Genomic DNA, 23401 nt, shown 5'->3' on the forward strand with positions numbered 1-23401 from the left:
GGTTCCGGCGCCGGATGCATCACGAGACCTCCGGATCGATATTCCGCGACACGTCGCGTCTGTCGTGCCGATGCAGCCACTGGATCGGGCGAATGCGTGGGAACAGTTTCACCATGGCCAACACGAAATACGCCAGGGTATTCAGGCCGACGAAAACCGACAGGACCGTGAACCACTCGCCGGTCAGCACCGACGCCGGAAGAATGAATCCCGCCAGGACCGTGTCCGAATCCGTCACCCGGTCACCTCCGGTTCGCCGTGGGTGACATGCCCCCACTCTGCCTGCCGGTTCAATGCAATATCGACTACCCCCTTGATGTACACCGCATCCAGAAACAGGGCATAGAACAACTCGGGCAGTACCAGTGCTGCCACCGCACAGGCGCGCCAGCCGCCGCGGCGGACCGTGACCACGCGTTCCAGCACGAACCCGGCGCCGATCACCAGCCAGAACGGAAACCAGATCCAGGTATCCACGGAGATGACCATCAGCAGCATCGACGCCAAGAAGGCCAGCAGCGCCACCACGCCGTACCCCAGCCCCAGCTGCTGCACCCAGTAGCGGCTGGTTTCGGCGGTCACGCCATACGACCCCAGGTTCTCCAGCGCGCCGCGCTGCCAGCGCAGCCGCTGCCGCCACAGTGGTCGCCATCCCGGCATCAACTCCGTCACCACGGTGCAATCCCAGGGCGAAACCATCGACGCCCCCAGCGACTTCAATGCGATGGTCAGCTCGTTGTCCTCGGTCAGCACTCCGGAGTCGTACACATCGCCCCGAGCCCCGGGGAGCCGCCCGCCGCGGGCATCCGCCACCGCCCGCAACGCCCGGGACCGGAACACCGATGCCGTCCCGGTCAGGACGAACACCTCACCCCGGCGGCGCATCAATTCCCGCCCGTACCGCACATATTCGTTCCGCTGGAACTGGCCGATCAGCCCATGTCCCGGCTCACCGTAGAACAGCCCGCCCACCGCCATCAGCGAGCGGTCTGCCGTCATCCGCCGATCCGCCGCAGCCAGAAAGCCCTGATCCAGCTGCGTGTCCGCATCCATGATCATCACCGCATCGTTGTCCCCCAGACCGGGCAACACCGTATTCAGCGCCTGATTCAGCGCACCGGCCTTTCGCCCGGTGTTGCCCACCGTGACGAAAACCTCGACCCCCGCAGCGCGGGCCAGGCGGACCGTCCCGTCGGTGCAGTTGTCCGCTACCACGACCACCCGGTCCGGCGGTCTGGACTGCGCCATCAATGCCGACAACGTTTCCGGAAGAATGTCCTCTTCATTGTGGGCCGGAATCAATACGGTGATCGTCACCGGGCCGGCATGAACCCCTGCGGTGTCGGCCAGTACCACCTTCTGCGACAACGGATACCGATCCCGGTCGGCCGAATTCCGGTCACGCCACAACACCCACTGTTCCTGGAGTACCACCACCAACGCGAACAGCAGGACGCCGACCGTCAATGCGATGACCCAGCCGATCCGGTCCGGGCTGAACTGATAGAAGACATCCCACACACCGAACAGCACCTGCTCGTGCAGATCCGCCGGAACCGGATGGGCGAACCGGACGACGAGCCACACCACCGCGGCCACGGCAGAAGCAGAACCCAGTACGACCACACCCACCATACGATTCAGACGCAGCCATTTCATGGCGCCGACCCTAGCGATACGGCTGGTGATCCCTCCTCAGCCGGCGCGTGTGTCGAATTCGATTCGGCCCGATGCCCTGCGGAGCGACCGGGACATCCGCCCGGTGCGAACCCGCCGCGCCGTGGTGCTCGGCGTCGGTGCGCAACGGATCAGAGCAGCCAGGCGACGAGTAAGAGAACCAACGGGATGGCGGCCGCGACTCCGAAGATCGTGAGCTTCACCCACAGGCCGGGCCGTTCTTGCGGAACGAAGCTCGCGCTGCCGTCGCTGTAGATTGTGTACGGCGCGGCGTAGTAGCAGTGCACCGGGTTCCATCTGGCATCGATATCGAGAGCGGCCTTTCCGGCGCGCCAGAGGACGTACTGCGACCAGAGCTGAGCACGGTAGTACCCGGGTACGAGATAGAACTGATTCGTGCCTTCCTGGAGCGGGAACGTCAGCCCCGGGGCGAATTCGACCATCATCGTGGCACGTCGGTGCTTCAACTTGATGCCCGGCGATGCGGTGACCGCGACCGGAATTGTCGGGTACGGGGCGGGCTGAGCGGGATACACGGAAATCACAGTAGTAGTCCGGGCGGTGCGGATGCTCAGGTGAGCTGCCGCCGTACCCCGCCGGTCGCTCGAAGTCCGGGTAGGCGCGCGGTGTGCGGTTGTCCGACTCGCACGCGAACTCCGTTGTTCTCGCCGGATGCTTCGTCGAACCCGGTGGTGCGATCGAGTTCAGTATGCCTCCGGCCACCGACAGAAACGGTCCGGGGTAGCCGCTCAGCGGGAGACCGGTTCGGTGCGGTCGATCAGGGCGTATGCAACCGCCAGAAAGGGGAGACCGGTCCGTGGCCGGCGCCGAGATCGTAGGCGGCGGACAGGCAGCGGCGGGTCCATTCCTTGGCGAACTCGACCGCTTCCGGCACCGCGTATCCGTTGGCGAGCGCGCAGGTGATGGCGGCCGCCATGGTGTCGCCGCCGCCGTGGTCGTTGCCCGTGCTGATCCGGGGTGCGGTGAACTCGCGGAAGGTGCCGCCGTCGTACAGCAGATCGGTGCTGTCGGGTGCGGTGCGCAGGTGCCCGCCCTTCACGATCACCCAGCGCGGGCCGAGTGCGTGCAGGGCCTCGGCCGCCCGGCGGGCGGAGGCGTCGTCGGTGACGTCGATGCCGGTCAGCAGCCGGACCTCGTCCAGGTTCGGGGTCACCACGGTGGCCAGCGGGAACAGGGTGTGCCGCACCGCGTCGAGCGCCTCCTCGTGCAGCAGCGGATCGCCGTGCATCGACGCGGCGACCGGGTCGACGACCAGTGGGATCGAACCGTCCCGGCCGATACCGAGTTCGCGGCACACTCCGGCCACCGCTTCGATGATGGCGGTCGAGGCCAGCATGCCGGTCTTGGCCGCGCCGATGCCGATATCGGTGACCACCGTGCGCACCTGGTCGGCCACCACCGGCGGCGGGATCTCGTGGAATCCGCTGACCCCCACCGAGTTCTGCACCGTCACCGCAGCAACCGCCACGCAGGCGTGCACTCCGCACAGGGCCATGGTGCGCGAATCGGCCTGAATGCCGGCGCCGCCGCCGGAGTCGGTACCGGCGATCGTCAGGGCGCGGACCGGGGTCAGGCCGTCGGGGGTGAGGGGCAGAAGTTCCACGCTGCAACCCTACGGGCCGGGCCGGCCGCGCCGGGGCCCACCCGACGCGGTATAAATGAAAATCGTTATCATTAGTGCTGTGACCGATGTGATGCCTGCCGAACAGCTGCCCGTGACCGTGCTCTCCGGCTTCCTGGGGGCCGGTAAGACCACCCTGCTCAATCACATCCTCGCGAACCGGGAGGGCCGCCGGGTGGCGGTCATCGTCAACGACATGAGCGAGGTCAATATCGACGCCGCACTCGTAGCCGGTCAGGGGCATCTCGACCGCACCGAGGAGAAGCTGGTCGAGCTGACCAACGGGTGTATCTGCTGCACCCTGCGCGAGGACCTGATCGAGTCGGTGGCCCAGCTGGCCCGGTCCGGTCGATTCGATCAGCTGGTGATCGAATCGACCGGCATCTCGGAGCCGATGCCGGTCGCCGCCACCTTCGACTGGGAATTCGAGGACGGGTTCCGCCTCGGCGATCTGGCCCGGCTCGACACCATGGTCACGGTGGTCGACGCCGCGACCTTCCTCACCGAGCTGGTGCGCGGCGAGGGGTTGGCCGACCGGGATCTGGCGGCCGGGGAGGGTGATACCCGGACCATCGCCGACCTGCTCGTCGACCAGGTCGAATTCGCCGACGTGCTGCTGATCAACAAGACCGATCTGGTCAGCGCGAACGCGGCGGCGACGGTCGAGGCCACGGTGCGCCGGCTCAACCCGCGTGCGGCGATCCTGCGCACCGAACGCGGTGTGGTCGACCTCTCCGAAGTGCTCGCCACCGGGCGTTACGATCCCGTGGTCGCCGCCGAGGCCGACGGCTGGGCCGAGGAACTCGCCGGTGGCCATACCCCGGAGACCGAGGAGTACGGCATCAGCAGCATCACCTTCACCGCGGATCGCCCGTTCCATCCGGAACGCCTCGCCGCGGCCCTCGGTGCGCTGCGGGGCATGCTGCGGAGCAAGGGCTTCTGCTGGATCGCCAGCCGCCCCGAACTGGCCGCGATCTGGTCACAGGCCGGGCCGAACCTGACCTTCGAACCCGGCGCCTGGTGGTCGTCTCTGGAGGTGCCGGCCGGGCAGGAGATCGTGTTCATCGGTGTCCGGCTGAACGGTCCGGCGGTCCGCGAGCTGCTGAACGACGCCCTGCTCACCGATGCGGAACTGGCGGCCGGGCCGGCGACCTGGGCGGACTACCCCGACCCGTTCCCGGAGTGGAGTGATCTGCATCACCACGATTGAGCAGTTTTACGCGCGAAAACAACTCGAGTGTTGCATGATTCACCGCAGCGACGTCGCACCCGCGCGCCGATGAGGGGAGTGCGGGCGCGGACACCGTCGCGCAGGAGCGCCGGGCGGCCGGCCGGTGTCGCGCCGCCGGCGCTCCGCGAAGCGGCGGTTCAGGCCCGGCCGAAGGTCAAGGCCACATTGTGGCCGCCGAAGCCGAAGGAATTGCTGACCGCATAGTCGCCGGTCCGGTGTCGCGGTCCGCCGGACACGATATCCAGGTCGAAGGCCGGGTCCGGGTTGTCGTAGTTCAGTGTGGGTGGGATGGCGCCCTCCCGGAGTGTCAGCACGGTGATCAGCGCTTCGAGGGCGCCGACTGCGCCGATCGAATGCCCGAGCGCCGATTTGGGCGCGTAGACCGCAGCATCCGGTGCGACCGCGGTGATGGCCGCAGCCTCGGAGGCGTCGCCGATCGAGGTGGACGTGGCGTGTGCGTTGATATGGGTGATATCGCTCGGTTGCAGACCGGCGGTCCGGATTGCGGCCTGCATCGCCCGGGCGGCGCCCGCACCGCTCGGATCCGAGGCGACGATATGGAAGGCATCCGAGGTGATCCCGGCGCCCAGCACGCGGCCGTGGATCTCGGCGCCGCGGGCCCGGGCGTGCCGCTCCGATTCCAGCACCAGCAGCGCACCGGCCTCGCCGAAGACGAATCCGTCCCGGTCCCGGTCGAACGGCCGGGACGCGCGGTCCGGCTCGTCGTTGCGGGTGCTCATCGCGCGCATCATGGTGAACCCGGCGATCGGTACGGCATGGATATGGCCCTCCACGCCGCCGGTCACCACCACATCGGCCTCGCCCGTGCGGATCAGCCGCCAGGCCTGCGCGATGGCTTCCGACCCCGAGGAACACGCCGACACCGGGGTGAACGCTCCCGCCTGCGCACCGATCTCCAGGCTGACGGCGGCCGCGGGGCCGTTCGGCATCACCATCGGCACGGCCAGTGGCGACACCTTGCGGTAGCCGCCCGCGCGCATCGCATCCACGGCTTCGATGAGGGCATCGCCACCGCCGAGGCCCGTGCCGATGGCGACGGCCAGCCGTTCGCCCTCGACATCGGGGCTCCCGGCGGCCTGCCACACCCGCCGGGCGAGGACCAGGGCCAGGCGTTCGACATAGGAGTGGCGCCGCTGTTCCACCCGGCTGAGGTGTTCGTCGGGCGTGGCCGTGAGGGTGCCGCCGATGCGGACCGGAAGGTCCTGTCCATCGGGTAGGTCCGCCAGCGTGCCGATGCCGCTCTCCCCGGCGAGCAGTCGCGACCAGGTCTCGTCCATGGTGTCGGCCAGCGAGGTCATGGCGGCGTAGCCGGTGACGACCACCCCGTCCGCGGTTTCTGAAGCGATCGGTACAGTCACGACGACATGAATACCTGTAGCGCTCGCTACAGTCAAACCATGGCCCGCCCACTCGACCACCGCAGACGCGCCGAGCTTCTGGCCGGCGTGATCGACTACATCGCCGATCACGGTCTCGCCGAACTGTCGCTGCGCCCGCTCGCCGCCGAGCTGGGCACCAGCTCGCGAATGCTGATCTACTACTTCGGGACCAGGGAAGAACTCCTGGTCCAGGCCTTGGCGACGCAGCGCCCGGATATCGCCGCCCTGTTCGCGGACAGCACGGACGCAGCCGTCCTCCGGCAGCGCCTGCTCGACTTCTTCGACGACAGCCTGACCGGAGCCGGCGCGACCAGCGTGCGGGTGATGCTGCAGGTCCTCGGCGCGGCCTGCGTCCCCGCCAGCCCGTTCCGGGACTATGCGACCAACGCCGTGGCCGTCTTCGTCACGGCCCTCGCCGACGCGCTGCGTACGAGCACTGCGGTCGACGACCCCGAAACGGTCGCCACCGTACTGGTTTCGGGTCTACGCGGTCTCCTGCAGGACCAGGCGATCACCGGCGATACCGAACGCACCTCGCGAGCGGCCCGCTGTCTCGTCGACTCCGTGTTCCCGGCGACGGGTGCTCCGCACCTGCCGTAATCCGATAGTTGCGGGCGAAATCTGCGCGATCAGCGCAGTTGATGTGGAAAGTGGTGGAAAACGACAACCATCAACTCGACGGCCGCGCCGGAACCGGTACCTCGGGTCGCTCCGGCGCGGACCGCGGCTCGTCGGCCTCGGAGAGGCCGAACCGGGTGTGCAGTGCGGCGAGCGGTTTCGGCGCCCACCAGTTGAACGTGCCCATCAATCGCATGAGGGCCGGGGCGAGCAGGCCCCGGATAACGGTGGCGTCGCTGATCACGGCGAGGGCGCAGCCGATACCGAAGAGCTTGATCATCGAGACGCCCGAGGTCGCGACGGCCAGCAGGACGATGCTCATCAGCAGGGCGGCGGCGGTGAAGATCCGGCCGGTTCGCGCCACGCCCATCGCCACGGCACGGCGGTTGCCGGCCGCAGTCTTCGGCCCGGCCAGCCATTCCTCCCGGACCCGGGAGAGCAGGAACACCTCGTAGTCCATCGAGATGCCGAAGGCCAGGGCGAACATCAGGATCGGCATCGCCAGGTTCAGCGTCCCCGTCGCGGTGAAACCGAGCAGCCCGGACAGATGGCCCTCCTGGAAGACCCACACCATCGCACCGAACATCGCCGACAGCGAGAGGATATTGAGCACCAGCGCCTTCACCGGGATCAGCACGCTGCCGGTGAACAGGAACAGCAACACCAGTGTGGTGATCGCGATCAGGGCGCCGGCCAGCGGCAACCGGTCGAGAATTGCGGTCACCGAATCCTGATTCAGTGCCCCGGGGCCCCCGATCAGCGTGTCACCGGGCGCCGGAACCGCACGGATCGCCTCGAGCTGTGCGATGCCCTCGGTCGAGTATGGGTCCAGTTGCGTGCCCACCGAGAGGAAGGCGCCCGCGTCGGTCTGCATTCCATCGGGTGGGGCGGCCAGTCGTGCCCCGTCGATGTACACACCGGCACTCGACAGCACTGCCGGAACGCCGTCGACCCGGGACAGTGCCGCCGCGTATTCGCCGAGTTCGGCGCCGTCACCGGTATAGCCGGGCAGGACCACGGTGGCGCTGGCCGCCAGGTCGGCATCGAATTCGTCGCGCAGCACATCCCCGACCTCGCGGCTGGCCACCGACGTCGGCAGGGCCCGATCGTCCGGATAGCCGAACTCCACGGACAGGAACGGCGAGCCGAGCAGCAAGAGGAAGGCGGTCGCGGCGAGCGCGATCGGGACCGGCCGCTTCATCACCATGGTCACCAGCCGGTACCAGAACGTCTGTTCCGGCTCCTTCTCCCGGACCGGCCCCAGCCGTAGCAACCGGCGGATCGGTCCGCGCAGATCCCAGGCGTCGATCCGGTCGCCGATCAGGATCAGCGCCGCGGGCAGCACCAGGATCGCGGCCGCGGTCGCCGCGGCCACCACGGCGATGCCGGCGTAGGCGAACGATTTGAAGAAGTACTGCGGAAACACTGCGAGTGCGGCCAGCGAGAGTGCGACCACCAGCGCCGAATACACCACGGTGCGGCCGGCCGTCCGGACCGCTCGGATGACCGCCTGCTCCGGGTCCAGTCCCCGCCGCAGCTCTTCCCGATAGCGGCTGACGATGAACAGGCTGTAGTCGATGGCCAGGGCGAGCCCGAGTGCCGTGGTCATGTTGAGCGCGAAGATCGATACATCGGTGAAGGCGGTGAGAGCTCGCAGGATGCCCAGCGCGGCCGCGATCGCGAACAGTCCGATGGCCACCGGCAGCGAGGCCGCGACCACGCTGCCGAAGACCAGGATCAGCAGCACGCCGGTCACCGGGATCGCGATCGCTTCCGCGATGATCAGGTCCTTGGAGATCTGTGCATTGATATCGGCGAATGTGGCGGCCAGGCCACCGGCGACCACGGTGGCCGGCCCGTCGGTGCGCTCCACGGCATCGGCGATCCGCGCGGCCCGCTCCGGCAGCTGGTTCTCGTCGCCTTCGATATCGGCCAGGATCAGCGCCCGTGTTCGGTCCTCGCTGCGCAGTGCCTGGCGCAGGTCCGGGCGGGCCGTCCAGTAGGACTGGATCCCGCCGACCTCCGGATACGTCTCCAGCTGGTCGATCGCCTGCTCGGCGGCCTGCCGTGCGGCGGGTGAATCAGGTCCCTCCGGCGCCGAGACGAGCAGGACGAAGTTCGGTTCACTGCCGGGGAAGTTCTCGTCGAGGAACTCGGCCGCGCGAACGGATTCGAGGTCCTCGGTGACGAAACCGCCCGGCTTCATCTCCGAGTGCACGGTGGCGCCGAACGCGCCACACAGCACCATCAGGACCAGCGCGACGAGCAGAATCACCCGCGGCCGCGCCACGGCGACCCGAGCCAACCCGTTCAGCATCAGCATTTTCCCCTTCTCCAGGCTCCTCGCGGAGTACCGTATCCCGGTTCCGGAGTGCCGGACACCGCCCGGGGGTGGAGGTCTTTCCGCTGAAACGTCCACCCACGGGAGGGCGCCGCTGCCGAAGCACTCGTACCACTTCGTCGGCACAGGGCTCGCAGTTCCGGCGGGCCGGGATCGGGGTGGGCAGGTACGCTCGGTCGGGGAAATTTCATACGGGGCGTCCGGCGAACCGGGCACCTCGAATACGCCAACGGGGGCTCGCACCAGCGGGCTGAGAGGACGGCTAGCCGAATCCGGCGCCAGGGCCGTCGACCGTTCGAACCTGACCGGGTAATGCCGGCGTAGGGAGGAGAAATCATGGGCAGAACTACGTCCGCAGCAGCGAACGAGACCATCGACACCGTCACCACCGGGCCGATCGAAGGCAGCGTCAAGCACTACAAGGATGTCGACGGCTTGCGGGTGCCGGTGCGCCGGATCAACCTCACCAACGGCGAGGTGTTCGACGTCTACGACACCTCCGGCCCGTACACCGACGACACGGCCACCATCGATCTGGAGGCCGGGCTGGCCAGGACCCGCGACGAGTGGGCCAAGCCCGCGGTCGACGGCCCGCCCACCCAGCTGAACTGGGCCCGGCAGGGCATCGTCACCGACGAGATGAAGTTCATCGCCGCCCGCGAGGGCGTCGAACCGGAGGTCGTCCGCGAGGAGGTTGCCGCCGGCCGCGCGGTGATCCCGGCCAACCACAAGCACCCGGAACTGGAGCCGACCATCATCGGCAAGAAGTTCCTGGTGAAGATCAACGCCAATATCGGCAACTCGGCGGTGTCCTCGTCGATCGCCGAGGAGGTGGAGAAGATGGTGTGGGCGACCCGCTGGGGTGCCGACACCATCATGGACCTGTCCACCGGTAAGAACATCCACGAGACCCGCGAGTGGATCATGCGCAACTCGCCGGTCCCGGTCGGCACCGTGCCGATCTACCAGGCCCTGGAGAAGGTCAACGGCGATCCGACGAAGCTGACCTGGGAGCTGTACCGCGACACCATCATCGAACAGTGCGAGCAGGGTGTCGACTACATGACCGTGCACGCGGGCGTGCTGCTGCGCTACATTCCGCTGACCGCCAAGCGGGTCACCGGCATCGTCTCGCGCGGCGGTTCGATCATGGCGGCCTGGTGTTTGGCGCACCATCAGGAGTCGTTCCTCTACACGCATTTCGAGGAACTGTGCGAGATCCTGGCCCGCTACGACGTCACGTTCTCCCTGGGTGACGGGCTGCGCCCGGGCTCCATTGCCGATGCCAACGACGAGGCGCAGTTCGCCGAGCTGCGCACGCTGGGCGAGCTGACCAAGATCGCGAAGTCACACGGCGTGCAGGTGATGATCGAGGGTCCCGGTCACGTGCCGATGCACAAGATCGTGGAGAACGTGCAGTTGGAGGAGGAACTCTGCGAGGAGGCCCCCTTCTACACGCTCGGGCCGCTGGCCACCGATATCGCCCCGGCCTACGACCACATCACCTCGGCGATCGGTGCCTCGATCATCGCCCAGGCGGGTACCGCGATGCTCTGCTACGTCACGCCCAAGGAGCATCTGGGGCTGCCCAACCGCGACGATGTGAAGGTCGGCGTGATCACCTACAAGATCGCCGCACACTCCGCCGACCTCGCGAAGGGGCATCCACACGCCCAGGAACGCGACAACGAGCTGTCCAAGGCCCGCTTCGAATTCCGCTGGCACGACCAGTTCAACCTGTCGCTGGACCCGGACACCGCCCGGGAGTACCACGATGAGACGCTGCCGGCCGAACCGGCCAAGACGGCGCACTTCTGCTCGATGTGCGGCCCCAAGTTCTGCTCGATGCGTATTTCCGCCGACGTGCGCGAATACGCGGAGAAGCAGGGGCTCACCGACGTGGAGGCGATCGAAGCCGGAATGGCGGAGAAGTCGGCCGAGTTCACCGACCACGGCAACAAGGTGTACCTGCCGGTCGTGTCCTGAACGCGGTCGGGCGGCTCGCACCCGAGGATGCGAGCCGCCCGGCGCGGTGCTACTGCAAACCCCGACGGTTGCAGCAGGTCTATTCGACGCTGCCTGCTAATCGGCGCTGCCTTCGCTGGATCCGGTCACCAGACCCGGCAGTACCTCGCTGAACAGGTAGTCGAGGGGGTCGGTGCAGGTGTAGGCGGCGCACGAACCGAGCGGTGCATCCGGTGCGGCGATATCCGCGGTGGCCGTACCGGCGAGGGCGAGCTGGGCCGGAGCGACAACTGCAGCAGCGACAGCCGCACTTGCGAGAGCGCGTTTCATGGAAACCTTTCGGTGGTGAGCAATCTCGATGCCACTTTCGACGGCCGGACGGCCATCGTCAAGCCCCGATTTGCTTGGGGTACCGGTCTATTCGGCTGACCCGGTCAGCGCGGCGTGGAGTAGTTGCGACAGTGGGTCGGTACAAATCGGTGGCAGGCTCTTCGTGCAGGTGCCGCCGGCCGAGCCCGTCGCCGACCCGGCGATCGAGGCAGCCGGTGTGGTGTCGGCGCCCGCGGTGGGGGTGGTCTGCCCGGCCTCCGGTGTCGCCGCTTCGGCGGATCCACTCATCAGATCCGGCAGCGCGGTGAGCAGCAGTTCCGACAGCGGATCGGAGCAGACCGGGGGTTCGGTGGAGGTGCAGCCGGTCGTGGACCCGGTGTCGGATCCGTCGATCGGGGCTGCGGCTTGGGGCGATTCGGAGCCGCTGGGCAGCATCTGGGCCAGGGCCACAAACCAGTCGGGGAAGAGTTTCACCGTCGAGATGTGCTCGGCGCCGGCCGTGGCCGACGAGCCGTCGGCCGATGCGGTTCCCGCGACGGCGAACTGGGCCGGAACGAGCAGTGCCGCGGCGACGGCTGCGGTGGCGAGGAAGCGTTGCATGAGGTCCTCCGAAATTAGAGCATTTCACTTATGGACCCTAGCCGTACTGCCCGGCGGCTCGTGGCCGAACGCACGATGCCCGGCCGGGAGTATCAGGTGCAGGTGCCGACCTGAGCCTCGGACGGCGCCGATGCGGCTCGGCTCACTGCCCGACCGCGTTGCCCTCGTCGCCGATACGGCCCCGGCTCCTCTTTCGCCTCGCCGGGCGACGAGCTGAATTTCGGAGGCATCCGGCCGGACTCCGGCACCTGCCTACTGCGCTGCGGCCGGCAGGATCCGGCCGCGGACCTCGCCCAATGCGATCCGGCTGCCGTGCGGCCCCGGTGCGGCGGCGGTGAGTACCACCTCGTCGCCGTCCAGCAGGAAGGTCCGTTCGGTGCCGCTCAGGTCGATCGGCTCCCGGCCACCCCAGGAGAGCTCCAGGAAGGAGCCGCGATCGGTGCGGGCCGGGCCGGAGACGGTGCCGGAGGCGTAGAGATCACCGGGGCGCACATTCGCGCCGTTGGCGGTCAAGTGGGCCAGCATCTGGGCCGGAGACCAGTACATCCGCGAATACGGCGGATGTGCCACGATCGTCCCGTTCCACTGCACGGTCAGGGTGATGTCCAGGCCCCATTCGGTGGATTCGCGCAGGTAGGGCAGGGGTACGGGTTCCTGTGGCGGCAGCGGGATCCGGGCGTTCTGCAGCGCCGAGAGCGGGGTGATCCACGGCGAGATAGACGTGGCGAACGACTTGCCCAGGAACGGCCCGAGCGGCTGATACTCCCAGGCCTGGATATCGCGGGCGGACCAGTCGTTCACCAGCGTCACCCCGAACACGTGGTCGGCGAAGTCGTCGGTGCTCAGCGGGCTGCCGCGGTGCGACCCGACTCCGACGACGAAGCCGAGTTCGGCCTCGATATCCAACTGCCGGGTGGGGCCGAAATCCGGTGCGCCGGAATAGGTACGGAGCTGCCCGGCCGGCCGGGTGATATCGGTTCCCGAGGCCACGATCGTGCCGGCCCGGCCGTGGTAGCCGACCGGCAGATACCGCCAGTTCGGCAGCAGCGGTTCACTGTCCGGCCGGAACAGGCGGCCCAGGTTCGTCGCGTGGTCGATACTCGCGTAGAAGTCGACGTAGTCGCCGATCGCCACCGGCAGGCCGAGTTCCACTTCGTCGAGGGAATAGCAGCCCGCGGTGGGGATCTCGTTGCGCAGCAACAACTGCAGATGGGTGCGCACCGAATGCCAGTGCCGGGGGCCCAGTTCCAGGAATGGGCGCAGGGTCGGGGCATCGAAGATCGGGTCGTCCAGAATCTCGGCCAGGTCGAGTACGTGATCGTCGATCCGCACACCCACCCGGAAGGTCTCCTCGCGCGGTGCGAACACCCCGTAGGGCAGGTGGTCGATCCCGAACGGGCCGGCGAGGTCGGCGGCGGTCACGACGGCCTCGCCCAGGTCCAGGCGTACTCCGGGTCCTCGCAGGCCAGCGCGCCTTCGCCGAGTTCGAGCGGCCGGAAGGTATCCACCATCACGGCCAGTTCGTCGAAGAACTCGGCACCGATACTTCGTTCGTAGGCGCCCGGCTGCGGGCCGTGCGCGTAGCCGCCCGGATGTACCGAGACCGAACCGGGCCCGATCCCGGAGCCCCGGCGTGCCGCGTAGTCGCCACCGCAATAGAACATGATCTCGTCGGAATCGACATTGGAGTGGTAATAGGGCACCGGGATCGACAGCGGGTGGTAGTCGACCTTGCGCGGGACGAAATCACAGACCACGAAGTTCACTCCCTCGAAAACCTGATGGACCGGCGGCGGCTGGTGTACCCGGCCGGTGAGCGGTTCGAAATCGGAGATGGCGAAGGTGAACGGATACAGGCAGCCGTCCCAGCCGACCACATCGAACGGATGCGTGGCATACACCATCCGGGTGCCGGCCACCCGTCCGCCGGGGCGGTGTTTCACCAGCACCTCCACCTCGGCGCCCTCGGCGAGCAACGGTTCCGCCGGGCCGTGCAGATCGCGCTCACAGTACGGCGAGTTCTCCAGCAGCTGCCCGTACTTCGACAGATACCGCTTCGGCGGTGCGATATGGCTCGCCGCCTCCAGGATGTAGGCCCGCAGCGGTTCACCCGGATCCGGCAGCCAGCGGTGTGTGGTGGCGCGGGGGAGCAACAGGTGGTCGCCGGTGCGCACCGGCAGGGCCCCGAACACCGTCTCCACGGTGGCGCTGCCGGATTCCAGGTAGACCAGTTCGTCGCCGATGGCGTTGCGGTACAGCGGGGACGGGCGGGCGGCCACCACATAGGCGATCCGCAGATCCGCATTGCCGAGCAGCAGCCGGCGCCCGGTCACCGGGTCCGCGGCCGCGGCGGCCTCGGGTGGGAACAATTCGTGCAACCGCAGGTGGCGGTGCCGCAGCGGATGGTTGGGGGTGGTGTCCTGGTTCGGCAGCTCCCAGATCCGGGCGTCGATGATCGCCGGTGGCAGCCCGCGGTGATACAGCAGTGAGGAATCTCCGGAGAAACCCTCCTCGCCCATCAGCTCCTCGTAGTAGAGCCGGTCCCGGGCATCGCGATGCTGCGTGTGCCGCTTCGGCGGCACCGCCCCGACCTGCCGATAGAACGCCATGCCGACCTCCTGCCGGACCGCGCCCCCGGCGCCGTTCCGGCCGGGCACGCAGGCGGATCGCTCGGTATCGATCGTAGCGATTCGGCCCCCGGCCGCGTAGGTACCGCGCCCGAGAGGGTGATGATGCACCGCCCTGCTGCCGTGGCGAGACGCGGTGGGCTACGCCGAGCGCAGGGCCCGATAGACGGCGGCGCCGACGAACTCGCCGAGGGTGTCGGGCGTCCAGGATTCCGGATCGGTGAGCAGGGTGCGCACCGCACCTTCGCCCGCGGAGGCCCACAGCTCGACCAGCGCGGGCAGTTTGCGGTCGGCGTCCACGGTGCCCCAGGCGGCCAGCGTGGGCCGCAAACGCCGGGTGCACAGGTCGATGGCCAGTTTCCGGCCCCGGCCGAACAGACCGGCCACCGCCGGATCCGGGTTGCCGTACAGCAGTTGCCAGGTGTCCGGGCGTTCCGCGACGACGCGCAGCAGTGCCCGGAACCCCTCGACGAAGACCTCCTCGTCGGCGGCCACCCGGCGGCGCTGCAAGGCGCCGAACACGCCGTCGATCAGGTAGCTCTCCTCGCGGTGCAGCAGCGCTTCGAGCAGTTCGACCCGGTCGCCGAAGCAGGCGTACACCACCGGCCGGGTGACCCCCAGTCGTTCCGCGACGGATCCGATGGTCACGGCGCCGATGCCGTCCCGGACCGCGATCTCCAGGGCGGTGTCCAGCACCTGTGGGCGTCGGCGCTCCGGCCCCAGATGCGAGGCCCGCTGCCGCGTCCCCTTCCTCGCCCCGGTGCTCGTCACGACAATGGACGATAGCAGCGGCAGTGCTCCGACCTCGGCCGGACCGTCATTCGCAGCGCTGTTCATGCAGTGCTGTAGGAAAATGCTACATTCATGTAGGAAATCTGGGTTCCGCGGCACCGCGCTGCCCGTGCAGTTGGAGGAGTCAACGATGACCGACGCCCTGTTCAATCCACGTACCTGCAAGTTCGCCGAGTTCGACGCGACCACCGCGCGGCTGTTGCGCGCGACAGTGGACCACTTCGAGGCCATGGGCAAGGCGAAGCTGCTGGCCGACAACCGGGACCGGGTCTGGTACGCGGACTTCCTGGAGTTCGTCAAGCGGGAGCGGGTATTCGCCGTCTTCCTGACCCCGGCCGCCTATGCCGAGGGTGATCCGGACAAGCGCTGGGACACCGCCCGGATCGCCATGATGTCGAAGATCCTCGGCTTCTACGGCATGCAGTACTGGTATGTGTGGCAGGTGACCATCCTCGGGCTCGGCCCGATCTGGCAGAGCCACAACGCCGATGCCAAGGCCCGCGCCGCGGCGCTGCTCGACTCCGGCGAAATCTTCGCCTTCGGCCTGTCCGAACAGGCGCACGGCGCCGACATCTATGCCACCGACATGGTGCTGGAGCCGAAGGCCCGCGGCGGCTTCACCGCCACCGGCAGCAAGTACTACATCGGCAACGGGAACCAGGCCGCCATGGTGTCGGTATTCGGCCGCCGCGCCGACCGGCCGATCATCGATTCGGCCGAATCCCTGCAGCGGAAGGTGACCGACGACGAGTACTCCGGTTACCTGTTCTTCGCCGCCGACAGCCGGCATCGAAATTACAAGCTCCGCAAGAACGTCGTCGACGCGCAGATGTACGTCGCGGCGTTCGACCTGGAGAAATACCCGGTCGCCGAAGCCGACATCCTGCACACCGGGCGGGCGGCCTTCGACGCTGCGATGAACACGGTCAATGTCGGCAAGTTCAATCTCGGGTTCGGTGCGGTCGGGGCCTGCGAGCACGCCATGTACGAGGCGGTGACCCATGCCGAGAACCGGCACCTGTTCGGCCACCGGGTCACCGAGTTCCCGCAGGTCCGGTCGATCCTGGCGGACTGCTATGCGCGGCTGATCGGCATGAAGCTCTACAGCGAGCGGGCCATCGACTACATGCGCTGCGCGAACCCGGACGACCGGCGATACCTGTTGGTCAGCGCCATCGAGAAGATGTCGGTGACCCGGAACGGGCAGCGGCTCTACGAAGATCTCGCCGATGTCATCGCCGCCCGCGGGTTCGAGAACGACATGTACTTCCCGATGGCGCTGGTCGGTATGTTCGGGCTGCCCCGGCTGGAGGGCACCGTCCACGTGAACATGGCCCTGTCGCTGAAGTTCATGCCCAACTACATGTTCCATCCCGCCGATGCCGGGCTGGCCGCACTCCGATACCTGCCCGAGGCCGCACCGCAGCGGACCGTGCGGATGCTCGCCGACGTGCTCGGCCGTACCGGCCGCCGGGCCGCACCGGCCGCGCGCCTGGTGCCGCGGATGAAAACGGAATTCGCCCGGGCGGCGCACCCGCCGGTGCCGGTCTGTCGGGACCCTGCCGACGACGAATTCCTCTTCCGGCAAGGCCCGAGCAAGGGGCTCGGCAGGATTCGGTTCGCCGACTGGCGGCCGGTGTTCGAAAAGCATCGGCACATCCCGAACGTCGAGGTGTTCCTCGAACAGGCGCTGGGCCTGCAAGCGCTGCTGGCGGCTGCCACACCGACCCGGGAACAGCAGCAGGACGTCGACTTCCTGTTCGCCCTGGGTGAGCTGTTCACGCTGGTCCCCTACGCACAGCTGATCCTGGAACAGGCCGCGATCGAATCCACCGAACCGGAGGTGCTCGACCAGCTCTTCGACATCTTCGTCCGGGAATTCTCCGCCCATGCCCTGGCCCTGCACGGCAAGCCGTCGGCGACGAAGGCCCAGCAGCGGCTGGCCCTGGACCTGCTGCGCCGGCCGGTCGCCGACGAACAGCGGTTCGACCGGGTCGTCGACCGAGTGCGGGCCCTGGCCGGTCGCTACGAGATGAACGCCTGATCGGAGGTTCGACGATGACGAAACCGATGAACCGCCCGGAGTTCGACGCTCCGGCACGCAAGGTCCGGGAAGTCGACTACGGATTCTTCGGCCCCGGGTCGGCCACCTGGAAGGTCTGGACGGCTCCGACCGCGCTGATCGGCTTCCAGCGTGCGGTCACCCTGGAGCATTTCGATCCGGCGCTCACCGCCGCCGTCGCCGATATCGGCGGCATCTACACCGACCCGCGGGGCCGGCTCGATCACACCTTCGCCTACTTCCTCATCGCGGCGGTCGCCGACAGCCGCACCGCCATCGAAGCATCCGAGCGGCTGATGCAGGTGCATGCACAGTCCACCGGTATCGAACCGATCACCGGACGTAGATACAGCGCCAACAACCCGGAATCGCAGCTGTGGATCCACATCACCGGCTGGCATTCGGTGCTGAAGGCCTACGAGATGTTCGGACCCGGGCCGCTCACCGAGGCCGAGGAGCAGCAGTACTGGGCCGACTGCGCGGTGGCCGCCGAACTGCAGACCTGCAAACCGGCCGATGTGCCGAGGTCCCGAGACGAGGTCCGCGCCTACTTCGCCGAGGTCCGGCCGCGGCTGTGCTCATCGGAACGCGCCTACGAGGGCATGCACTATCTGCTGTTCACCCCGTTCGACCGAGGTGTGAAGCTGTGGGCGGGCAGCCGCCTGGTCGCCCCGGCCGCCATTGCCACCCTGCCGCGCTGGATGCGCCGCACCGGCGGCTTCGACCAGCCCCGGGCGCTGGACTTCCTCTACCGGGCACTCGCCCGGCCCCTGGTCCGGCTGCTGGCGATCGAGTCGATCAAGACAGCCGTGATCGGCGCCTTCATCGGCCCGATGACAGGACGGCTCTACCGGGAACATCGTGCCGCCCCGGTCCCGCGGGAACCGGTGACCGTCACCCCCGCCCAGGCCCGGGAACGGTACGGGCGCAGCGTCCGCAAGTCGGACGTGGCGCAATAGCAGGTAGCCGCGGCAACCCAGTCGTAGCAGACGTGGTTACCGGCCCCTGACGAGAGCGGCTTCGGCCGTGCCCGATGGCGGGTCGGCTCGACCGGGAACACGATGGCGCCGCCTGCAGGCAGTCGCCGTCCGGGGTCGGGTTCGGCCGCTACGCCTCCGATGCCCGGGCGGGCGTAGCGGATCCGGTCGAGGCGCCGTCGGCCGAACTGCCGAGCAGCATGGGTAGCAGCGGCATCTCCATCGGGACGCAAGGTCGGCCGACTCCGGTCGGCATGCATGGGGTGTAGCTGCCGATGTCGGTGGCGGCGAGGCCGCCGCTCAGGCTCGGCGGGAGGCAGGCCGAGCCTGCCGGTACTGCCGGATTGCAGTACACGGGTGCGGCCGGGGCAGCGGCGGCCGGTGCGGCGAGGAACAGCGCCGGCAGTGCGGTGGCAGCGGCGAGGGAAGCGGCGGCGGTGATGCGTTTCATCAGCGGGTCCTTGTCGAGGCAGCTCGGACGCCGCTCACGGTAGCCGCGCCGGACCGGATCCGGTGACCCCGGTTTTCGGGGCTCGACCTGGACTTGCGGGGTCCGGCCACGGCTGGATCAGGCGTATCCGGTGTGCCTGAACCCGAGCAGCCGGAATGGCCTGAGCCTCGGACTGCCCGGGGTGAGCCGACCGGCCGGCGCGGATCAGGCGGTGAACTCCGCGATCACCGGGGCGTGGTCGCTGGCGCCCTTGCCCTTGCGTTCCTCACGGTCGACGAAGGCGTCTTCGACGGTGTCGGCGAGGGCGGGGGAGGCCAGTACGAAATCGATCCGCATGCCCTCCTTCCGGGGGAAACGCAGCTGGGTGTAGTCCCAGTAGGTGTAGACGCCCGGGCCGGGGGCGAACGGGCGATGGACATCGCGCAGGCCGGCATCGAGGAAACCCTGGAAGGCCGCGCGTTCGGGTTCGGAGGTGTGTGTCTTGCCGGTGAAGAACTCCGGTGACCACACATCGTCGTCGGTGGGTGCGATATTCCAGTCCCCGACCAGCGCGAACTTCGCGGTCGGGTCGGCGGCCAGCCGGGCGACGGTGTCGGTGTGCAGCGCCGACAGCCAATCCAGCTTGTAGGTGTAGTGCGGGTCGTCCAAGGCGCGGCCGTTGGGTACGTACAGGCTCGACACCCGCACCCCGCCGCAGGTGGCCGTCACCGCGCGGGCCTCCACCACCGGTTCGCTGATCAGTGCCTCGTCCGCGTTCTTGTCGAATCCGGGCTGCCCGGGGAAGGCGAGTTCGACATCGTCGAGGCCGACCCGGGAGGCGATGGCCACCCCGTTCCACTGGTTCAGCCCGATATGAGCCACCTCGTAACCCAGCTCATCGAACCGCTCGAACGGGAACTGGTCGTCGCGGCACTTGGTCTCCTGCAGCGCCAGCACATCGATGTCCTGCCGATCCAGGAACGCCGCCACCCGATCGATACGGGAGCGGATCGAGTTGACGTTCCAAGTCGCGAGACGCACAGCGAGCCTTTCTGTACCGGATGAAATCCCTCTTCCGCCGATGATGTCACGGCCTGCGACGGCCCGAGTCAGTGCATCGATACGCGCGGTCGTGCATCGCCGGCGATGCACGACCGCGCAGGTGGGTGCACGGCGGATCGGGTGCTGTGGCTCAGGTCGGTGGTGCCGTGTACCGGTAGTTGTGGTGGTGCAGGAAACCCAGCTCCCGGTAGAGCGCGAGGGCGGCCTCGTTTCCGGCCTCGACCTGGACGTAGGCGTGGGTGGCGCCGAGGTCGCGGCCCCAGCGGATCAGTTCGGCGCAGACCAGGGCGGCCAGGCCGTTGCGGCGGTGGGCGGCGGCCACCGCGACACAGCTGAGCCCGATCCAGCGGCGGCCGTCGTGGGCGGTGGTCACGGCGCCGCGGCCGATCGCCAGCGGGTCGGGCACGCCGAGTGTCGCGTACCCGGTCAGGCCGTCCAGTACCGCATCGATGACGTCCGGGACGGGTTCATCGGGTGGCGTCCGGCTCGGCCGCTCGCCGCGGTAGCGGTGCAGTTGCAGCCAGGCATCGCCGGGGCGGTCGGCGATCCGGACCATCGACGGGCCCGCCGGTAGTACGAAATTGTCGATGTCGAGCCCGAGCACGGCGGTCTCACCCCAGCTGTTCCAGCCCGGCGGCACCGGGGCCAGCCGATCCGGCAGCTGCAACAGCATCGGCAGGCTTTGCTCGGCGTACCAGGCGGCGATGCGCTGCAGGGTATCCACGGACAACTGGGCGGGGCGGCCCGGCTCACCGATCGGTACCGCGGAGTTGGCGCGCCGGGTGTAGCCGGCACCGGCCCGGGCCAGCCACCCGTCGATCCAGGTGTGCCGGACCCCTGGCCAGCTCGCGGCGGCCGCGCTCTCCAGGGCGCGGATATCGCGGACCCGGATCGGCCGCGGCCCGATCGCCTTGAGCGCCACGACCCGTTCGAGGGGCACGGTGATGGTGTGGCCGTCGGCGGTGCGCACCGTCACCGGGTCGTGGCCGGTGAGTTCCCCGATCACATCGGTCAGCGCAGGATCGCCGTCGTGTGGTTGTTCGGCGGGCAGCAGCCGGTAGCGCAGCACCACCCGGCCGCCGAGTGGAATCGCGGTCGGTTCAGTCATGCCCGAACGGATCCGGAACGGTACCCGGCACCCAGCTCAGCCCGGGCATGCCCCAGCCGTTGCGTTTGATCGTCTTTTTGGCGGCCCGGGCGTTGCGCCCGATCAGGACGTCGACGTAGAGGTAGCCGTCCAGATGGCCGACCTCGTGTTGCAGCATCCGGGCGAAGAAGCCCTTGCCCTCGATGTCGACCGGCTCGCCGTTCTCGTCGGTCCCGGTCACCCGGGCCCAGTCGGCCCGCCCGGTGGGGAACTGTTCACCCGGCACCGAGAGGCAGCCCTCCTCGTCGTCGTCCGGATCCGGCATGGTCTCGGGGATTTCCGAGGTCTCCAGCACCGGATTCACCACGACACCCTTGCGGCGGACCGCGGTGCCGTCGGCCTGGAAATCCGGGCAGTCGTAGACGAACAGCCGCTTTGCCAGCCCGACCTGGTTGGCCGCCAGGCCGACACCGTTGGCCGCCTCCAGGGTCTCGAACATGTCGGCGACCAGCCCGGCCAGCTCCGCCGGTGTGTCGGTCACCGGTTCGGTCGGGTTGTGCAGCACGGGGTCGCCGACGATCACGATCGGGAGGATTGCCATAGCCGAATTATCCCCGGAAGCGCCCTCGCCGTGGCGCCGGGTCCGGGGATTCACCGGCTGGCAGCAGGCCAACACGCCGGACCGCTGGGCGGTCGGGATCCCGCGCCCGTGGTTGAATGGTCCGCAACGGGTAGACGTCTGATCGTCTCGTGGTAACTCGACGAGGGAGCAAGATGGACGGCGCAGCGGCTCGCAATCCCTCCGCGATCCCGGAAGACAGCGGTGTCTCGCCGGACGGCACTGCCGGCGATCCGGCGGAGACCTCCGGTCTCAGCCGGCGGGAGCTGGACATTCTCGAATTCGAACGCAAATGGTGGAAATACGCCGGGGCGAAGGAAGACGCCATCCGGGAACTCTTCGGCCTCTCCGCCACGCGGTACTACCAGGTGCTGAATGCCGTGGTCGACCGCGAAGAAGCGCTCGCGGTGGATCCGATGCTGGTGAAACGGCTGCGCCGGTTGCGGGCGAGCCGGCAGAAGGCGCGGGCGGCCCGGCGGCTCGGGTTCCGCGCATGATCGGGCGGGTGCGCGGCACAGCACTCACCGGGCGGTCGTTGCGACTAGGGTTGCCCAGGTGAGCAACCCGAACCCGACCCCCGGCGGCCCGCCGCTGCGCGCGCTGGCCATGGTGCTGATCGCACTGGCCATCGTGTTCGCCGGCCTGGGTGCGATGTCGCTGTCGAACTCCGGCGGTGCCGATGCGCAGGACGCCGGCGAGCAGACCTCGACCTCGAGTGCGGCCGCCCCCGCGGCCACCACCACGGCGGCGCCCGCGACCACGACCGATCCCGATACGGCGGCCCCGACGACCACCGAGGCCGATACGAGCACCCCGGTGACCACGACGACCGATCCGGCGCCCGCCGCCGACGGTGTCGACCTGGCGACCCCGGTGCAGGTGCTCAACAACAGCCTGGTGACCGGCCTGGCCTCCCGTACTGCGAACGAACTGACTGCGAACGGCTGGACGAACGTCAGCGCCGGCAACTATGCGGGCGGCACTTTCGCCGCCACCACGGTGCTCTACGGCAGTGGTCCGGGCGATCGGGCCGCCGCCGAGCAGATCGCTGCCGAACTGGGTGCCACCACGGCGGCCAAATCGGGCGCCCTCGGTGATTCCGCGCCGGGTGTCGTGGTGATCCTGACCGGGAACTGAGTCAACCCAGACACAGCCCGACCCGGTGGACGTGGCATCATCTTGTCCGGTAACGATCGTGTTCACCCTGCTTTACTCGTTAAACTCGGTACTCGGCAAAGGAGTTCCCCGATGGCCCCGTCCACAACTCGTCGCCCGTCCTGGCGGACTGTGACCCCGGTGCTGGCGGTCGCCGTGTTCGGTCTCGCTGCCTGCACCAACAGCCAGGAGTCGAGCGACATCGAGGGGACGACCCCGCCGGTGTGGACCGGTTCGCCCGCTCCCGCGGCCACCGGCAGCGAGGAACCGGGCCACGGTGCGGAGTCGGACCACGGCGAGGAGTCGTCCGACCACGCCGCCCCCGGTGCGCTGATCGCCGAGCTGCAGACCACCGCCGGCGCCACCGTCGGCACCGCCACGGTGACCGCCGAAGGCAGCCACCTGGTCGTGTCGGTGGAAGCCGAAGGGCTGACCCCGGGCTTCCACGGCCTGCACTTCCACGAGAACGGCACCTGCGAGGGTGACTTCACCTCGGCGGGCGGCCACCTGCAGACCGGTGCCCCGGACGCGCACCCGGCCAGCGGTGACCTGACCGCGCTGCAGGTGCGTGCGGACGGCACCGCCGAGCTGGTCACCACCACCGATGCGGTGACTCTCGACGATGTCGAGGGCAAGGCCCTGATCATCCACGCCGAGGCCGACAACTTCGGCCATATCCCGAACCGATACGTCCAGGGTGAGGGCGGCGCTCCCGGCCCGGACGCAACGACCTTGGCGACCGGCGACGGCGGCTCCCGCTTCGCCTGCGGTGTCGTCGGATAGCGA

At 68.5% G+C, this 23401-nt stretch carries 23 protein-coding genes and 1 riboswitch; of the genes, 8 read left to right on the forward strand and 15 right to left on the reverse strand.

The genetic code is table 11. The features are described 5' to 3' along the window. Positions 1 to 19: 19 nt before the first annotated feature. The 4 genes from AC1HFH_RS03495 to thiD all read right to left on the reverse strand — a co-directional run bounded on the left by AC1HFH_RS03495 (position 20) and on the right by thiD (position 3301). Positions 20 to 238, reverse strand: coding sequence for a hypothetical protein (locus tag AC1HFH_RS03495; RefSeq protein ID WP_480245990.1), 219 nt, complete (start codon positions 236 to 238; stop codon positions 20 to 22). Next, the gene (locus AC1HFH_RS03500; protein ID WP_480245991.1) at positions 235 to 1659 is read right to left on the reverse strand and encodes a glycosyltransferase family 2 protein; all 1425 of its coding nucleotides are present in this window, start codon (positions 1657 to 1659) and stop codon (positions 235 to 237) included. Before AC1HFH_RS03500 ends, AC1HFH_RS03495 begins: the two co-directional genes overlap by 4 nt. 149 nt (positions 1660 to 1808) lie before the next feature. Next, positions 1809 to 2213 carry a hypothetical protein gene (locus tag AC1HFH_RS03505; RefSeq protein ID WP_480245992.1) on the reverse strand — a complete coding sequence of 135 codons (405 nt, stop codon included), beginning with the start codon at positions 2211 to 2213 and terminating at the stop codon, positions 1809 to 1811. Positions 2214 to 2455: 242 nt separating this feature from the next. Then, entirely contained in the window at positions 2456 to 3301 is an 846-nt protein-coding gene (gene thiD, locus AC1HFH_RS03510) for a bifunctional hydroxymethylpyrimidine kinase/phosphomethylpyrimidine kinase (RefSeq protein ID WP_480245993.1), read from the reverse strand. 91 nt (positions 3302 to 3392) lie between these two features. Here thiD and AC1HFH_RS03515 point away from each other — a divergent pair, with 91 nt between their 5' ends. Next, positions 3393 to 4529 carry a GTP-binding protein gene (locus tag AC1HFH_RS03515; protein ID WP_480247685.1) on the forward strand — a complete coding sequence of 379 codons (1137 nt, stop codon included), beginning with the start codon at positions 3393 to 3395 and terminating at the stop codon, positions 4527 to 4529. Between the two features lie 158 nt (positions 4530 to 4687). Here the strand turns inward: AC1HFH_RS03515 and AC1HFH_RS03520 are convergent, their stop codons facing one another. Beyond that, positions 4688 to 5869 carry a KasA/KasB family beta-ketoacyl-ACP synthase gene (locus AC1HFH_RS03520; RefSeq protein WP_480247686.1) on the reverse strand — a complete coding sequence of 394 codons (1182 nt, stop codon included), beginning with the start codon at positions 5867 to 5869 and terminating at the stop codon, positions 4688 to 4690. A gap of 99 nt (positions 5870 to 5968) precedes the next feature. Between AC1HFH_RS03520 and AC1HFH_RS03525 the strand changes: the two genes are divergently transcribed. Then, on the forward strand, positions 5969 to 6550 hold the full coding sequence (locus tag AC1HFH_RS03525) for a TetR/AcrR family transcriptional regulator (RefSeq protein ID WP_480245994.1): 582 nt from the start codon (positions 5969 to 5971) through the stop codon (positions 6548 to 6550). A gap of 70 nt (positions 6551 to 6620) precedes the next feature. Here the strand turns inward: AC1HFH_RS03525 and AC1HFH_RS03530 are convergent, their stop codons facing one another. Then, the gene (locus tag AC1HFH_RS03530; protein ID WP_480245995.1) at positions 6621 to 8891 is read right to left on the reverse strand and encodes an MMPL family transporter; all 2271 of its coding nucleotides are present in this window, start codon (positions 8889 to 8891) and stop codon (positions 6621 to 6623) included. Between the two features lie 237 nt (positions 8892 to 9128). Then, positions 9129 to 9252: riboswitch (TPP riboswitch) on the forward strand. Here AC1HFH_RS03530 and thiC point away from each other — a divergent pair. Continuing rightward, positions 9246 to 10895: a phosphomethylpyrimidine synthase ThiC gene (gene thiC, locus AC1HFH_RS03535; RefSeq protein WP_480245996.1), complete on the forward strand. Its 1650-nt coding sequence runs from the start codon at positions 9246 to 9248 to the stop codon at positions 10893 to 10895. It overlaps the preceding riboswitch by 7 nt. A 96-nt stretch (positions 10896 to 10991) precedes the next feature. On the opposite strand, the gene AC1HFH_RS03540 is transcribed toward thiC, so the two are convergent. The 5 genes from AC1HFH_RS03540 to AC1HFH_RS03560 form a co-directional block, all read right to left on the reverse strand. Further along, positions 10992 to 11204: a hypothetical protein gene (locus AC1HFH_RS03540; protein WP_480245997.1), complete on the reverse strand. Its 213-nt coding sequence runs from the start codon at positions 11202 to 11204 to the stop codon at positions 10992 to 10994. Between the two features lie 87 nt (positions 11205 to 11291). Next, positions 11292 to 11804 carry a hypothetical protein gene (locus AC1HFH_RS03545; protein WP_480245998.1) on the reverse strand — a complete coding sequence of 171 codons (513 nt, stop codon included), beginning with the start codon at positions 11802 to 11804 and terminating at the stop codon, positions 11292 to 11294. A gap of 252 nt (positions 11805 to 12056) precedes the next feature. Beyond that, positions 12057 to 13226, reverse strand: coding sequence for a fumarylacetoacetase (gene fahA, locus AC1HFH_RS03550; protein ID WP_480245999.1), 1170 nt, complete (start codon positions 13224 to 13226; stop codon positions 12057 to 12059). After that, positions 13223 to 14413 (reverse strand): homogentisate 1,2-dioxygenase domain-containing protein, encoded by a 1191-nt coding sequence (locus AC1HFH_RS03555; protein WP_480246000.1) that lies wholly within the window; start codon positions 14411 to 14413, stop codon positions 13223 to 13225. The genes fahA and AC1HFH_RS03555 overlap by 4 nt, the downstream gene beginning before the upstream one ends. Before the next feature lie 159 nt (positions 14414 to 14572). After that, the gene (locus AC1HFH_RS03560) at positions 14573 to 15127 is read right to left on the reverse strand and encodes a TetR/AcrR family transcriptional regulator (protein WP_480247687.1); all 555 of its coding nucleotides are present in this window, start codon (positions 15125 to 15127) and stop codon (positions 14573 to 14575) included. A gap of 226 nt (positions 15128 to 15353) precedes the next feature. On the opposite strand from AC1HFH_RS03560, the gene AC1HFH_RS03565 reads away from it, so the two are divergent. Together AC1HFH_RS03565 and AC1HFH_RS03570 are read left to right on the forward strand one after the other, a co-directional pair. After that, a complete protein-coding gene (locus AC1HFH_RS03565; protein WP_480246001.1) occupies positions 15354 to 17267 on the forward strand; it encodes an acyl-CoA dehydrogenase family protein in 1914 nt (637 codons plus the stop codon). A gap of 14 nt (positions 17268 to 17281) precedes the next feature. Then, positions 17282 to 18244 carry an oxygenase MpaB family protein gene (locus AC1HFH_RS03570; RefSeq protein ID WP_480246002.1) on the forward strand — a complete coding sequence of 321 codons (963 nt, stop codon included), beginning with the start codon at positions 17282 to 17284 and terminating at the stop codon, positions 18242 to 18244. 148 nt (positions 18245 to 18392) lie between these two features. Here the strand turns inward: AC1HFH_RS03570 and AC1HFH_RS03575 are convergent, their stop codons facing one another. The 4 genes from AC1HFH_RS03575 to AC1HFH_RS03590 form a co-directional block, all read right to left on the reverse strand. Then, entirely contained in the window at positions 18393 to 18713 is a 321-nt protein-coding gene (locus AC1HFH_RS03575; protein WP_480246003.1) for a hypothetical protein, read from the reverse strand. Positions 18714 to 18917: 204 nt separating this feature from the next. Next, complete coding sequence (locus AC1HFH_RS03580) at positions 18918 to 19733, reverse strand: exodeoxyribonuclease III (RefSeq protein ID WP_480246004.1); 816 nt, start codon at positions 19731 to 19733, stop codon at positions 18918 to 18920. Positions 19734 to 19884: 151 nt separating this feature from the next. Then, on the reverse strand, positions 19885 to 20862 hold the full coding sequence (locus AC1HFH_RS03585; RefSeq protein WP_480246005.1) for an N-acetylglutamate synthase, CG3035 family: 978 nt from the start codon (positions 20860 to 20862) through the stop codon (positions 19885 to 19887). Then, on the reverse strand, positions 20855 to 21442 hold the full coding sequence (locus tag AC1HFH_RS03590) for a peptide deformylase (protein WP_480246006.1): 588 nt from the start codon (positions 21440 to 21442) through the stop codon (positions 20855 to 20857). Before AC1HFH_RS03590 ends, AC1HFH_RS03585 begins: the two co-directional genes overlap by 8 nt. A 173-nt stretch (positions 21443 to 21615) precedes the next feature. On the opposite strand from AC1HFH_RS03590, the gene AC1HFH_RS03595 reads away from it, so the two are divergent. The 3 genes from AC1HFH_RS03595 (at position 21616) to sodC (ending at position 23398) form a co-directional block, all read left to right on the forward strand. Next, positions 21616 to 21957: a DUF3263 domain-containing protein gene (locus tag AC1HFH_RS03595; RefSeq protein WP_480246007.1), complete on the forward strand. Its 342-nt coding sequence runs from the start codon at positions 21616 to 21618 to the stop codon at positions 21955 to 21957. Between the two features lie 58 nt (positions 21958 to 22015). Further along, positions 22016 to 22597 carry a LytR C-terminal domain-containing protein gene (locus AC1HFH_RS03600; protein ID WP_480246008.1) on the forward strand — a complete coding sequence of 194 codons (582 nt, stop codon included), beginning with the start codon at positions 22016 to 22018 and terminating at the stop codon, positions 22595 to 22597. Positions 22598 to 22708: 111 nt separating this feature from the next. Continuing rightward, positions 22709 to 23398, forward strand: a complete 690-nt coding sequence (gene sodC / locus AC1HFH_RS03605; protein WP_480246009.1) for a superoxide dismutase[Cu-Zn] — start codon at positions 22709 to 22711, stop codon at positions 23396 to 23398. Positions 23399 to 23401 lie beyond the last annotated feature (3 nt).

The sequence above is a fragment of the Nocardia sp. KT25-26 genome, from assembly GCF_056627695.1.

Bases quoted from the DNA above. Each gene is read 5' to 3' on its own strand.
- AC1HFH_RS03500 (WP_480245991.1), bottom strand. From the start codon at position 1,659: ATGAAATGGCTGCGTCTGAATCGTATGGTGGGTGTGGTCGTACTGGGT.
- AC1HFH_RS03515 (WP_480247685.1), top strand. From the start codon at position 3,393: ATGCCTGCCGAACAGCTGCCCGTGACCGTGCTCTCCGGCTTCCTGGGG.
- AC1HFH_RS03520 (WP_480247686.1), bottom strand. From the start codon at position 5,869: ATGACCTCGCTGGCCGACACCATGGACGAGACCTGGTCGCGACTGCTC.
- AC1HFH_RS03525 (WP_480245994.1), top strand. From the start codon at position 5,969: ATGGCCCGCCCACTCGACCACCGCAGACGCGCCGAGCTTCTGGCCGGC.
- AC1HFH_RS03530 (WP_480245995.1), bottom strand. From the start codon at position 8,891: ATGCTGATGCTGAACGGGTTGGCTCGGGTCGCCGTGGCGCGGCCGCGG.
- thiC (WP_480245996.1), top strand. From the start codon at position 9,246: ATGGGCAGAACTACGTCCGCAGCAGCGAACGAGACCATCGACACCGTC.
- AC1HFH_RS03540 (WP_480245997.1), bottom strand. From the start codon at position 11,204: ATGAAACGCGCTCTCGCAAGTGCGGCTGTCGCTGCTGCAGTTGTCGCT.
- AC1HFH_RS03545 (WP_480245998.1), bottom strand. From the start codon at position 11,804: ATGCAACGCTTCCTCGCCACCGCAGCCGTCGCCGCGGCACTGCTCGTT.
- AC1HFH_RS03555 (WP_480246000.1), bottom strand. From the start codon at position 14,413: ATGGCGTTCTATCGGCAGGTCGGGGCGGTGCCGCCGAAGCGGCACACG.
- AC1HFH_RS03565 (WP_480246001.1), top strand. From the start codon at position 15,354: ATGACCGACGCCCTGTTCAATCCACGTACCTGCAAGTTCGCCGAGTTC.
- AC1HFH_RS03570 (WP_480246002.1), top strand. From the start codon at position 17,282: ATGACGAAACCGATGAACCGCCCGGAGTTCGACGCTCCGGCACGCAAG.
- AC1HFH_RS03575 (WP_480246003.1), bottom strand. From the start codon at position 18,713: ATGAAACGCATCACCGCCGCCGCTTCCCTCGCCGCTGCCACCGCACTG.
- AC1HFH_RS03585 (WP_480246005.1), bottom strand. From the start codon at position 20,862: ATGACTGAACCGACCGCGATTCCACTCGGCGGCCGGGTGGTGCTGCGC.
- AC1HFH_RS03590 (WP_480246006.1), bottom strand. From the start codon at position 21,442: ATGGCAATCCTCCCGATCGTGATCGTCGGCGACCCCGTGCTGCACAAC.
- AC1HFH_RS03595 (WP_480246007.1), top strand. From the start codon at position 21,616: ATGGACGGCGCAGCGGCTCGCAATCCCTCCGCGATCCCGGAAGACAGC.
- sodC (WP_480246009.1), top strand. From the start codon at position 22,709: ATGGCCCCGTCCACAACTCGTCGCCCGTCCTGGCGGACTGTGACCCCG.